Origin of the sequence: Saccharopolyspora soli, from assembly GCF_022678645.1 — a bacterium.
GTDB classification, from domain to species: domain Bacteria; phylum Actinomycetota; class Actinomycetes; order Mycobacteriales; family Pseudonocardiaceae; genus Saccharopolyspora; species Saccharopolyspora soli.
On the sequence record NZ_JALBWV010000063.1, the window covers coordinates 12640 to 25693 of the forward strand.

At 70.1% G+C, this 13054-nt stretch carries 9 protein-coding genes; 5 read left to right on the plus strand and 4 right to left on the minus strand.

Annotated features, from left to right (window positions below):
* Positions 1–107 precede the first annotated feature (107 nt).
* From groL to MOQ72_RS34670, 4 genes are all read right to left on the minus strand, one after another.
* Positions 108–1739: a chaperonin GroEL gene (gene groL, locus MOQ72_RS34655; RefSeq protein WP_242190081.1), complete on the minus strand. Its 1632-nt coding sequence runs from the start codon at positions 1737–1739 to the stop codon at positions 108–110.
* A gap of 238 nt (positions 1740–1977) precedes the next feature.
* A complete protein-coding gene (locus MOQ72_RS34660) occupies positions 1978–3225 on the minus strand; it encodes a serine/threonine protein kinase (protein WP_242190053.1) in 1248 nt (415 codons plus the stop codon).
* 285 nt (positions 3226–3510) lie between these two features.
* Positions 3511–3714, minus strand: coding sequence for a cold-shock protein (locus tag MOQ72_RS34665; RefSeq protein WP_093268692.1), 204 nt, complete (start codon positions 3712–3714; stop codon positions 3511–3513).
* Between the two features lie 226 nt (positions 3715–3940).
* Positions 3941–4624 carry a TIGR00266 family protein gene (locus MOQ72_RS34670; protein WP_242190054.1) on the minus strand — a complete coding sequence of 228 codons (684 nt, stop codon included), beginning with the start codon at positions 4622–4624 and terminating at the stop codon, positions 3941–3943.
* Positions 4625–4784: 160 nt separating this feature from the next.
* Here MOQ72_RS34670 and moeA point away from each other — a divergent pair, with 160 nt between their 5' ends.
* The 5 genes from moeA to MOQ72_RS34695 all read left to right on the plus strand — a co-directional run bounded on the left by moeA (position 4785) and on the right by MOQ72_RS34695 (position 13012).
* Positions 4785–6029: a molybdopterin molybdotransferase MoeA gene (gene moeA, locus MOQ72_RS34675; RefSeq protein ID WP_242190055.1), complete on the plus strand. Its 1245-nt coding sequence runs from the start codon at positions 4785–4787 to the stop codon at positions 6027–6029.
* A 180-nt stretch (positions 6030–6209) separates the two neighbouring features.
* Positions 6210–8177, plus strand: coding sequence for a M48 family metallopeptidase (locus MOQ72_RS34680; protein WP_242190056.1), 1968 nt, complete (start codon positions 6210–6212; stop codon positions 8175–8177).
* Between the two features lie 621 nt (positions 8178–8798).
* Positions 8799–9515 carry a phosphatidylserine decarboxylase gene (locus MOQ72_RS34685; protein ID WP_242190057.1) on the plus strand — a complete coding sequence of 239 codons (717 nt, stop codon included), beginning with the start codon at positions 8799–8801 and terminating at the stop codon, positions 9513–9515.
* Entirely contained in the window at positions 9512–10453 is a 942-nt protein-coding gene (pssA, locus tag MOQ72_RS34690) for a CDP-diacylglycerol--serine O-phosphatidyltransferase (protein WP_242190058.1), read from the plus strand. Before MOQ72_RS34685 ends, pssA begins: the two co-directional genes overlap by 4 nt.
* Positions 10454–10816: 363 nt before the next feature.
* Positions 10817–13012: an AAA family ATPase gene (locus MOQ72_RS34695; RefSeq protein WP_242190059.1), complete on the plus strand. Its 2196-nt coding sequence runs from the start codon at positions 10817–10819 to the stop codon at positions 13010–13012.
* Positions 13013–13054 lie beyond the last annotated feature (42 nt).

The window sequence follows — 13054 nt, forward strand, 5'->3', positions numbered from 1 at the left end:
ACCGACGCACCGCCGTTAGCGCGCAGCCGACCCCACGAAGCTCCCGAAAACGGCCGAAGGGCCGCTCCCGGATGGGAACGGCCCTTCGAAAGCGACAGCAGCGTGGATCAGAAGTCCATGCCGCCCATGCCACCGCCCATGTCAGCACCGGCAGGGGCCTTCTCCTTCTCCGGCTTGTCCGCGACCACGGCTTCGGTGGTCAGGAACAGCGCGGCGATGGAAGCGGCGTTCTGCAGCGCCGAGCGGGTGACCTTGGCCGGGTCGAGCACACCGGCCTGGACCAGGTCCTCGTACTCACCGGTCGCGGCGTTGAGGCCGTGGCCAGCGGTGAGTCCCTTCACCTTCTCCGCGACAACGCCGCCCTCCAGGCCAGCGTTGATGGCGATCTGCTTGAGCGGGGCCTCCACAGCGATCTTCACGCTGTTGGCACCGGTGGCCTCGTCACCGGTGAGGTTCAGCCCGTCGAAGGCAGCCTGCGCGGCCTGCAGCAGCGCCACGCCACCACCGGCGACGATGCCCTCCTCGACAGCGGCCTTGGCGTTGCGGACCGCGTCCTCGATGCGGTGCTTGCGCTCCTTGAGCTCGACCTCGGTCGCCGCACCGGCCTTGATGACGGCCACGCCGCCAGCCAGCTTGGCCAGCCGCTCCTGCAGCTTCTCGCGGTCGTAGTCGGAGTCCGAGCGCTCGATCTCGGCGCGGATCTCGTTGACCCGACCGGCGATCTGCTCGTCGTCGCCAGCGCCCTCGACGATGGTGGTCTCATCCTTGGTGACGACGACCTTGCGGGCGCGGCCCAGCAGGTTCAGGTCCGCGTTCTCCAGCTTGAGGCCGACCTCTTCGCTGATGACCTGACCACCGGTGAGGATGGCCATGTCCTGCAGCATCGCCTTGCGGCGGTCACCGAAGCCGGGGGCCTTGACGGCGACCGACTTGAAGGTGCCGCGGATCTTGTTGACGACCAGGGTGGCCAGCGCCTCGCCCTCGACGTCCTCGGAGATGATCAGCAGCGGCTTGTTGGCCTGCATGACCTTCTCCAGCAGCGGGAGCAGGTCCTTGACGTTGGACACCTTGGAGCTCAGCAGCAGGAGGTACGGGTCCTCCAGGACCGCCTCCATCCGCTCCGAGTCGGTGACGAAGTAGGGCGAGATGTAGCCCTTGTCGAAGCGCATGCCCTCGGTGAGCTCCAGCTCCAGCCCGAAGGTGTTGCTCTCCTCGACGGTGATGACGCCTTCCTTGCCGACCTTGTCCATCGCCTCGGCGATCAGCTCGCCGATCTGGCGGTCACCGGCCGAGATCGCGGCGGTGGCGGCGATCTGGTCCTTGGTCTCGATCTCCTTGGCGTTCTTGAGCAGCTGCTCGGCGATCGCCTCGGTGGCCTTCTCGATGCCCCGCTTCAGGGCGATCGGGTTGGCGCCAGCCGCGACGTTGCGCAGACCCTCGCGAACCAGTGCCTGGGCCAGCACGGTGGCGGTGGTAGTGCCGTCACCCGCGACGTCGTCGGTCTTCTTCGCGACCTCCTTGACCAGCTCGGCCCCGATCTTCTCCCAGGGGTCTTCGAGCTCGATCTCCTTGGCGATGGAAACGCCGTCGTTGGTGATGGTCGGCGCGCCCCACTTCTTTTCGAGCACGACGTTGCGGCCCTTGGGGCCGAGCGTCACCTTGACGGCGTCGGCGAGGGTGTTCATGCCGCGCTCAAGACCGCGGCGGGCGTCCTCGTCGAACGCGATCATCTTGGCCATTGCGGTGTGGTCCTCCACCTGTCTGGACGCCGCGGAGGCGGATGCGCGCTCCACGGCAGGACTCGTGCGTGGCCAGGCTCGGTGCCCGCGACGGACGACCGCGCGGCGGTACCGTCTGGTGGTACCGCCGGAGACGGCCTCACCGTCCCGACCTGGCACTCAACCTTGCTGAGTGCCAGTACCGTGTTTAGCACTCCCACTGGGCGAGTGCAAGCGACGCCCCCGGCCGACGGACCGGTCAGTTGTCGTTGGTCGGAACCGACGTGGGCAGGTCGCTGTCGTTGTAGGAAGACGTCTCCGGCGTGGTCGAGTCCGTGTCACCACCGCTGGAGCCGTTGCCGATGGCGCTCGCCATCACGACGAAGATCACCACGATGATGACCAGCGCGATACCGGCGAGGACCGGCACGATCCACTTCGCCGAGCCGCCCGACTTGGTGGCGAACGACGCCGAACCGGCCGGGATGGGCGGGCGCAGCCGCACCGGGTCGTTGCTCGGCGGCGGCAGCGGGCGCGGCTGCTGCTGCTGTTGGAACGGTGGCCGGTAGCCGGGCGGTCCCGGCGGAGCGGGCGGGGCGTACTGCACCGGCTGCGGTCCGGACATCGGACCCGCCATCGGCATGGCCTGGCGACGCGGCGGCGGGGTGTCCCCGGCGGCCGGGCCGAGCGCGACGCGGGCGGCGGCGATGAGTTCCTTGCAGGTGCCGTAGCGCTGGTCGGCCTTCTTGGCCATGCCGGAGCGCAACACCTCGTCGATGCCGCCGGGCAGCACCACCAGCGACGTGGCGGGCGGCGGCTCGGCGCCCAGGTGGCCCTGGATGACCTCCTGCACCTGCCCCTGGAACGGCGGCCGTCCGGTCAGGCAGGCGAACAGCATGCAGCTCAACGCGTACAGATCGGTGCGGCCGTCCACCGGCTCGCCGCGCAGGTGCTCGGGGGCCGCGTAGGTCGGCGAGCCGAGGAAGTCGCCGCTGCTGGTGCGGTGTCCGGTCGCACCGCGCCGGGTGAGGCCGAAGTCCGCCAGGTAGACGTGCTCGTTGGCGGACTCGCGCGAGGTCACCAGCACGTTGGCCGGTTTGAGGTCGAGGTGCACCAGACCGCGCTCGTGCAGCATGTCCAGCGCCTCGGCGACCTGGGAGAGCAGTTCCAGGGCGCGCTTGGGCGAGATCGGCCCGTCCTTGATCAGGCTGGCCAGATCGGAGCCGTCGACCAGCCGCATCGCGATGTAGAGCATGCCGTCGACTTCGCCGAAGTCGTACAGCGGCACGATGTTGGCGTGGTCGATGGCGGAAGTGTTGCGCGCCTCGTCGACGAACCGCTCGCGGAATTCCGCGTCACCGGTGATGTGCTCGCCCATGACCTTGAGCGCCACCTTCCGGCCTAGCCGGATGTCGGTGGCGCGGTACATCACGCTCATGCCACCGCGACCGAGCACTCCGTCGATTTTGTAGTGGCCAAGGCGCTGCCCGGTGAGGTCTTCCGACACGCGAAGCAGCCTAACGTTTCGAGATCACGCCCGTCCTGGGGTTGCACCACACCGTGACGACATCGACGCCCGAACTTGCCCAACGCAACTCGGTCCGGTCCCCGCGGGCGGGAACCGGACCGAGGGTCGACGTTCTCGGTGTTCGTTTTCGAAGCAACGCGGCCGAATGGCCAGCGCACGCGCGATGATCACTCGCGGGTCCTCCGACGCTGTCGGGGGTCGCCGGGTCGGCGTCCGAGGTTCCGCTTGGCGACCAGCTACGCCAAAAGAGTCAGGAACAGCCCCTCAAACCTTGCGGACACCGTCTGCTTGGGTGCGGCCGTCACGCCCCGCTTTCACTTCGAATTCGACCCGATCTCCTTCGGAAAGGGTCCGGAAACCAGACATGTTGATCGCGGAGTAATGGACGAACACATCAGATCCACCGTCCGTCGCGATGAATCCGTAGCCCTTCTCCGAGTTGAACCATTTGACCGTGCCGACCGCCACGGCGTCCTCCTCATGAAAAAGTGATGCACGACGCACCAGGCGTCGCTGGAGCAACGGACACGCTACCCCAGAAATCAAGCCTCGTCGCGGGTTCGGCAATGCGACTTTTCCGTTAAACACTGGGCCGAACGGGTGCTTTCGGCGGCCACTGTCCGTTATCGGAGTAACGATAAGCGGCGGAATTCCCCCGAGTGCACGAATCCCTATTGCGCCCTCGGCGAAATTCTCAGGATCGAGCGCCTAGGCCATTTGCCTGCAACCAGCTGACGAGTCCTCGGGGATTGCGAGTTTGCGTCAGCACCTGGCCCGGCCCGGCGAAATCGAAGACCAAGCCTTCGCCGCTCTTCAGCGATTGGGTGATGCCCTGGTTCATCTGCCGCAACCGGGTCTGCACCGTATCGGCGTAAGCCACCACGTGACCGGTGTCGATGGTCACGTACTCGCCGGGCTGCAGGGTCACCACGTCCAGCGCGCCGTAGCAGGAGACCACCACCGGTCCCTGGCCGCCGACGTGGGTCATGAAGCCGCCCTCACCGCCGAAGAGGTTCTGGAACCCGCCCCACTGCGTCTCGACCTGCGCCGTGCTCGCCGAGGCGAGCCAGCAGCCCTTGGTCACGCACCAGCCGACCCGGCCGTCGAGTTCCAGCACGTTCAGGTCGCCGGGCAGGTTCGGCGCCACGTCCACCCAGCCGCCCTGCTGCGGGGCGGTGTAGGTCGACACGAAGAACGACTCGCCGCCGAGCGCGGCGCGCGCCAACGACTTCAGGAAACCGCCCTGCGCCCGCGCCTCGACGGTCACGCCGTAGCTGGTGGCCAGCATCGCACCGGACTCGACCTGCACCGGTTCGCCGGGCGCGAGCACCAGCCGGGCCACCCCGAACGAAGGCGTGTGACGAGTGCGGACCTGCACGGATACCTCCTAGGAGAGATTGCGGGGAGCGTCTTGCGCGGGTGATCACCGCGCGTGCGTGAAGTGGCTCGCGCCACCCGCTCCTCGCGACCGTCATACGAGTCTGCCACGGGCGATCGGTGCGACGATTCGCACGCCGGTAGGGACAGCGGGGGTGTCCATGACCGATGATCTGGGCGTGTCGCACGGAACCGGAACCCCTGCTCTGACCGCGGTCGCCGATCACCAGTCCAAGGTCGCCGCGTTGCTCCCCCGCACCCCGGTGCTGGCCAAGCCGCTGGCGGACTGCCTGGGGCATGCCTTGGCCGCGGACCTGGCCACGCCCATCCCGCTGCCGCCATTCGACAACTCCGCGATGGACGGCTACGCCGTGCGCTCGGTCGATCTGGCCGACGCCAGCGAGCAGCACCCGGTCAAGCTGCCGGTCCACGAGGACATCCCGGCGGGCCGGGTCGACGTGTCACCGCTGCAGCCCGGTAGCGCGCACCGGATCATGACTGGCGCCCAACTGCCGCCCGGCGCGGACGCGGTGATCCCGGTGGAACGCACCGACGGCGGCACCGAGCAGGTGCGGCTGTTCGCCTCGGTCCAGCCGGGGGCGCACGTACGGCGCTCCGGCGAAGACGTCGCGGTGGGCGAGACCGTGCTCACCGCGGGGACCACGTTGGGACCCGCGCAGCTGGCCGTTGCCGCTGCCGTCGGTGCCGCGAACCTGTCCGTGCACCAGCCGGTTCGAGTGCTGGTGCTGTCCACCGGTTCGGAGCTGGTGGAACCGGGAACCGACCTGCGACCGGGGCAGATCTACGAGTCCAACGGTCTGATGCTGGCCGCCGCGGTGCGCGAAGCCGGTGGCACCGCCACGTTGCTGCGCTTCGTGCCGGACGACGTCGAGGCGTTCCACGCCGCGCTAGCCCCGCACCTGGACTCAACGGACTTGCTGATCACCTCCGGCGGGGTCAGCGCCGGGGCGTACGAGGTGGTCAAGGACGCGCTCAGCGGCACCGGCGTCGAGTTCACCAAGGTCGCGATGCAGCCGGGCATGCCGCAGGGCTGTGGCCGGTACCGCGACCGCGTCGCCGTGGTGACGCTGCCGGGCAACCCGGTCAGCTCGATGGTGTCGTTCGAGGTCTTCGTGCGGCCCGCGCTGCGCGCCGCGGCCGGGCACCGGAGCATCCAGCGACCGGTGCGGCAGGCGGCGTTGATCGAGTCGCTGACCGCACCGGCGGGCAGGCGCCAGTACCGCCGGGGCCGGTTCGACCCGGCCACCGCCACCGTGACGTTGCAGGGCGCCCCCGGTTCGCACCTGCTGGCTGGCCTGGCCCGAGCGAACTGCCTGCTGGAGATTCCCGAGGACGTCACCGAACTCGCCGCTGGGTCCACAGTGGACGTCATGTTGCTGGACTGACGCCCGCCGACCCACCGGCCAGCGGGGCCTGAGCACACCAGGCGTGCGGCGGTCGCGCAAAACCGGCACGCCTGCTGGTTTTTTCGGTTCTGCAACGGAAACGCCTTTTTGTTGACGGATCCCACTGGTTTGGCCAAGACTGCACCACCGTCCCAACCATCCCCTCCGGAGTTCTGCACCGTGCGTGGCCCCTGGCGCGCCGCCTTGGCGCTGGCGTTGCACATCGGCTTCTTCATCGCGCCGATCGCGCTGGTCCTCGGACTGCTCGCGATCGCGGCGTTCACCTTCCGATACGACCACGACAGCGGACTGAAAGCCGCGCTGGCGGCATTGGTGGTCGGCGCGATGCTCGCGATCGGGCTGCGCGCCGTGCTGCGCGCGCGGGTGCGGCCGCGCGGCATCCAGCTGCACCGCGAGGAGCAGCCGCAGGTGTGGCGCATGGTGAGCTCGATCGCCTCCACCGCCGAAGCCCCGGAACCCGACGAAATCCGCATCACCTCCGAGCCGAACGCGATCGTCCGCGAGGACACCGCGCTGCTCGGCCTGCGCACCCGCATCCGGTACCTGGAAGTCGGACTTCCGCTGCTCGCCGCGCTCAACGTCAGCGAGCTGCGGGCGGTGGTGGCGCGCGAACTCGGCCACCTGACCGGACGCAACCGGCTGACCGTGGCGGCCTACCGCGCGTCGGCCAGCGTCGAACGCACCGTGTCGAGCCTGACCGGCGGTCCGGTGAAGTGGTTGTTCGCCGGTTACGCCCGGCTGTTCACCGCGATCGCGGCCACCACCGGCCACGCCCTGGAATTCGCCGCCGACGCCATCTCGGTCCGGGAGGCTGGCAACCGCGCCGCCGTCACCGCACTGCGCAAAGCGGTCGCCATCGAGATCGGTTGGCAGGAGTACTCCGACGAATACCTCAGCATGGCGACCGCGATCAGTCACGCGCCGGACGTGGTGCTGGGCTTCCGCTCCTTCATGGAGCATCCGACGCGCAAACCGCGGCTCGCCGAACGCGTCAAGCGGACCATCGCCGATGAACGGGACGGCGACCGCAAGCACCCGCCCATCCGACAGCGCATCGACGTGATGAAACGGATCAAGGTCGCCGAGCGGGAACTCGACGAACGGCCCGCGTTCGCGGTGTTGCGCAACCCCCGCAAGAGCGTTCCCGAACTCGAAGATCGCCTGATGGTCGACGGCCTCAAACGTCGGCTTTCGTGGCCGGACCTGGCTCGGCTGGCGGGTGCCGCGCATGTCGCGGACCAGGCCGCGCTGCTGAGTTCCGCGGCGGCGCAGAGCGGGTTACCGGTGGAGCCGACCATCGGCGGCATCCTGCCCGCCATCCACCGCGGCGAGGGCCCGGACCTGATCAACCCGGTGCTCAACCCCGGCCTGTCGCCGGAACTCATCGAGCAGGCCGCCATCGACACGCTCACCGACCTGCTCGGCTGCGCCGTGGTGGACGCGCTGATCTGCGCTCGGCGGGCGCACCACGAACTGAACTGGGGCGGCCCGTCGACGGTGCGGCTGGCCAACGGGTCACCGCTGGACCCGGACCGGCTGATCCGCCCGGCGGTGATCGATCCCCGGCTGATCCCCGGACTGCACCGGGCGCTGGTGGACCTCGGGGTGCCGCTGAGCCACGCGCGCCGCCCGGCCGCCGAACCCGAGCCCGAACTCGCCGGGATCGTCAGCCCGGTGCAGTGCTCCGGCGACAGCTACGACCTGCTGGTCACGGATCGGGGGCTGGTGCTGCTGCCCAGCGCGACCAGCACCGCGAAACGACTGCTGACGGGCACCCTCGCCCGGCTGCGCCAGGCCGAGAAGGAATGGCTCTGCGAATTGGCCGCGACACCGATCAGCGAGTTGCGCGAGCGACCGGAAGCGCAGTGGGTGGACACCAGGGACGTGGCCAGTGCCCGGTTGGACCAGGACCGCGCGGGCTGGTCGTTGTCGCTTGAGCTGTACCTCGACGAATACGCGGTGTCCGAACTCGACGGCGAATGCCTGCGCGGCGGGGCGGACGGTATCAGCGCATTGGTGCTGCGCAGCACCGCCGACGGTGTGGAGCACGGCGACCCGTATCGGGGCATCGGCGAGCTGATGGGGGCGCGGATGGAGCTGGAGGACCCCGTTTACACGAAAGAGTGAAACAGGGCAGGAACTTGATGACGCTTGGTCATGTAACGCGCCGCCAAGGTCCTCCAATAGCGGCTACGGACTTTTTGTGAACTCAATTACACTGGAAACCGCGTAACGAACCGTCGATCAAATACATCTCCAAGACGTCCGCATTTCCCACTCCTGCTTGCCGGTGGGGCGGACATGCCGAGGACCGTGTGCCGTCGGGGGGTGCACGGACCCGCATCAGGGAGCCGTTCGGCGTCTACGGGGAGGCGCCGAACGGCCCCTGTTTTTGTTCGTGACCGATGCGTTCGACTCGACACCAGCGCGCGGTCGAACAAAGTGCCCGCTGGCGCCGAGCTTCCGCATCACGGTTCTCGGCGGCCGCGTGGGCGGACTTGAGCGAGCCGGTGCCCATTCACCCGAGCGGGTTATGTGGACCGCGGGTTGGCGGTAGCATCCCCAGATCGAAATAGACGCAGGTCAGCAAGGTTCTCCTTGATCAACTACGCCCCCTGGCGTCAGTTGGCCCGAGGCGTCCGCGATGCTGTACCCGACGACGGCACCGGTCGGCGCTCCCCCGTGCGTCCGGGGAGGACGACCGCGAACGTCGCACCATGACCGCCGACGCAGGGGCGTAGCACCTCGATGAGCACCGCGAAAGAACCGAACAAGAACCCGCTGGCGCACCTCGCCGCGCTGGCCCGCGACACGATCCCGCCGATGCACCCCGCAGGCCGCCCGTTCGTGCTCGGCGCCGCCATCGCGACCCTCCTGCTGCGTCGCCGCTGGCGCACCGCGGGTCTGCTCGGTGGCATCGTCACCGCCTGGTGCGCGTGGTTCTTCCGCGAACCCGAGCGGACCACGCCCAGCCGCGAAGGGCTCGCCATCGCCCCCGCCGACGGCACCATCTCGCGGATCGAGCCCGCGGTGCCCCCGGTCGAACTCGGCCTCGGCGCCGAGCCGATGTCCCGCATCAGCGTCTTCCTGACGATCTTCGACGTGCACGTCCAGCGGGTCCCGCTGAGCGGCAAGATCGAGACCATCGCCTACCGGCCGGGCAAGTTCCTCTCCGCCGACCTGGACAAGGCCAGCGACGACAACGAACGCAACTCGATGGTCATCCGCGCGGACGACGGCACCCAGGTCGCCGTGGTGCAGATCGCCGGACTGGTCGCCCGGCGCATCGTCTGCTCGGTCGCCGAGGGTGACGTGGTGCGGGCCGGGAGCACCTACGGATTGATCCGGTTCGGCTCCCGGGTGGACCTCTACCTGCCGACCGGCAGCCGGATCCTGGTGGAGCCCGGTCAGCGCACCATCGGCGGGGAAACCGGGCTCGCCGAGCTACCGCGGGTCGTCTCATGAGCATGCGAACCACCCCCGGCGTCCGGTTGCTGCCCAACGCGATCACCGTGCTGGCGATGTGCGCCGGGCTGTCCGCGGTGCAGTTCGCGCTCAACGGCCACCTCACCGGCGCGATCGCGTCCGTCGCGGTCGCGGCGGTGCTGGACGGTCTCGACGGCAGGATCGCCCGGCTCCTCGACGCCACCTCCAAGATGGGCGCCGAACTCGACTCGCTGTCCGACGCGATGTCCTTCGGCGTGGCTCCGGCGTTGACGCTGTACGCGTGGCAGTTGCAGGACAACCGGGCCGGTTGGGTGGTCGCGCTGATCTTCGCGGTGTGCATGGTGCTGCGCCTCGCGCGGTTCAACACGCTGCTCGACGACACCGAACAACCGCCGTACGCCAAGGAGTTCTTCGTCGGGGTGCCCGCCCCGGCCGCCGGGCTGCTCGCCCTGCTGCCGATCATCCTGACCGCGCATTTCGACTACGCCGGCTGGTGGGCGGACCAGAACCTGGTGATGCTCTGGATGGTGCTGATCGCGGCGCTGGCCGTCAGCCGGGTGCCCACGCTGTCGCTGAAGACCGTCAAGGTGCCGCCGCGCGCTGCGGCGCCGCTGCTGGTGCTGGTCGCGCTGCTGGCGGCCGGGATCATCATGTTCCCGCTGATCTCGCTGGCGATCGCGATGGTGATCTACCTGCTGCACGTGCCGTACGCGGTCTACCGGCACAACTGGCTGGCCAAGCATCCGGAGGCGTGGGGAGTGCCGCTGCGGGAGCGGCGCGCGATCCGACGGCGCGGCCAGCGGCGCCTCGGCTTGCGGCCGCCGCTGCGCCGCCGCGTAGCGGGCGCCGCGAGGCGCGTGCGGCTGCCGCGGCGCTACAGCCACCCGGACGGCCCGCGGCGCAGCTGGCGCCGCCTGGAGTTGCGGCGCAGCCGCAACGACGGCGCCCCGCGCTAGCGGTCGGCGGTCGTGAGTGCGCAACCGGACTGGAGCGAACCGCATCCTGTTGCACCACGGGGCGACGAGAACGGAGTGAAGGGCACCCTTTACCAACTTACTGGGTAAAGGGTGCCCTTCACTCGTCACCTGACTGGGGTGGGGGGGGGGGGGGGGGGCGGGGGGGGGGGGGGGGGGGGGGCGCACCCCGGGGGGGGGGGGGGGGGGGGGGGCCGGCCGCGGCGGCCCCCCCCCCCCCCCCCCCCCCCCCCCGGCCCGCCGCCCCCCCCCCCCCCCCCGGGGGGGGGGGGCCCCCCCCCCCCGGGGGGCGCCCCCCCCCCCCCCCCCCCCCCACTGCGGTGTGGCGGGGCTAAGCTCGCGGCCGTGCCGTCCATCACGCTGACCGCTCGCCTCTCCCCCTCCGCCAAGGACACCCGGCGCGGCGTCGTGCGCATGCACCCCGAGGTCCTCGACGCCCTGGGCCTTCGGCCGTGGAACGCCGTGCAGCTGACCGGTGCTCGGGTCACCGTCGCGCTTGCCGCCGCGGCCGAGCCCGGCAGCCCGACCGGAGTGCTGCTGCTCGACGACGTGGCCTTGATGAACCTCGGTCTCACCGAAGGCGCTGAGGTGGGTGTCGCACCCGTGCAGGTCGCGGTGGCGAAGCGGGTGAGCATCGCCGGGTCGCGGCTCGCCCGCGCCACCGTCACCGCCGAGACCGTGCGATTGGCCTTGACCGGCAAGGTTTTCGGCACCGGCGACACCGTGTCACTGCTACCCCAGGACGTCGCCCCGGCGACCACCGCGAACGCCGGTGAGGTGCGCCGGAAGCTCTCCACCGCCATCGGTATGACCTGGACCAACGAACTGATCACCATCGCGGCCACCGAACCGCCCGGCGCGGTGGCCGTGCAACCGTCCACAGTGGTCGAATGGCGGGACGGCGCCAGCGCGGAACCGGTGCCTGCCGCACCGGCCGTGCCAGCACCAGCCCCACCGGTCGAGGCCGCGATTCCAGTCGCCGACCTGGTCGGCTCCCGCGATGCCGCGAAGCGGCTCACCGAGTGGCTCCGACTGGCCTTCGACCAGCCCGAACTGCTGCGCCGCCTCGGCGCCGAACCGCACCTCGGCGTGCTGCTAAGCGGCCCGTCCGGGGTCGGCAAGGCGACCCTCGTCCGCGCCGTGACCAGCGCGATCGGCGCCGAACTCGTCGAACTCGCGGCACCCAGCGTCGCCGCGCTCGAATCCCGCGCCGCCGCCCAACGCCTCCAGGACGCGATCAACCGCGCCACCAGCGCTGACGGCAACCGCGTGCTGCTGCTGACCGACGTCGAGAGCCTGCTGCCGGGCACCGAGCCGCCACCACTGGCCACCGTGGCGCTCGACGCGATCCGCGGCGCGATCGGCACCGACCGGCTCGCCGTGGTCGTCACCAGCTCGCAACCGCACGCGATCGACCCGAGGCTGCGCGAACCGGGGCTGGTGGACCGCGAGCTCACCCTCGGACTGCCCGACGACGCCACCCGCACCGACCTGCTGCGGGTCCTGCTGCGCAACGCACCGATGGCCGCCGACGTCAAGCTGGCCGAGGTCGCCGAGCGCGCGCCCGGATTCGTGGTGGCCGACCTGGTGGCGCTGTGCCGGGAAGCGGCCGTGGGCGCCGCCTTGCGCCACCAGGACGACACCGCCGATCCCCGCATCCGGCAACAGGACCTGTTGGACGCGCTGTCCTCGGTACGGCCGATCTCGATGTCCACATCGGACAACCTGCAGACCGGCGGGCTGGCGCTGGACGATGTCGGGGACATGGCCGAGGTGAAGCAGTCGCTCACCGAAACGGTGCTCTGGCCGCTGCAGTACCCGGACTCGTTCACCCGGCTCGGCGTCGAGCCGCCGCGCGGCGTGCTGCTGTACGGACCGCCGGGCTGCGGCAAGACGTTCCTGGTGCGGGCGCTGGCGGGCACCGGACGGCTGAACGTGCTGGCGGTCAAGGGCGCGGAGCTGATGGACAAGTGGGTCGGCGAGTCCGAACGCGCGGTGCGCGAGCTGTTCCTGCGGGCCGCCAACGCCGCTCCGGCGCTGGTGTTCCTCGACGAGGTGGACGCGCTCGCGCCGCGTCGCGGGCAGTCGTCGGACTCCGGGGTGGCCGACCGGGTGGTGGCGGCGCTGCTGACCGAACTCGACGGCGTGGAGCCGATGCGCGACGTGGTCGTGCTCGGCGCCACGAACCGCCCGGAGCTGGTCGACCCGGCGTTGCTGCGGCCAGGCCGACTGGAGCGGCTGGTGTACGTCCCGCCACCGGATGCCAGCGCGCGGGAGGCGATCCTGCGATCGGCGGCGAAGAACACACCACTGGCGTCCGATGTGGACCTGGCGGCGCTGGCCGGAGACCTCGACGGCTACTCGGCAGCCGACTGCGCCGCCCTGATCCGCGAAGCGGCCCTCACCGCAATGCGCGAATCCCTAACCGCAGCCCAAGTTTCCGCCACCCACCTGACCGCAGCCCACAAGGCGGTCCGCCCCTCCCTCGATCCGACCCAACTCGCATCCCTGGAGTCCTACGCCAAAACCCGCCAGATCTGAAACGGAGTGAGGGGCACCCTTAACCAAGTAAGTTGGTAAAGG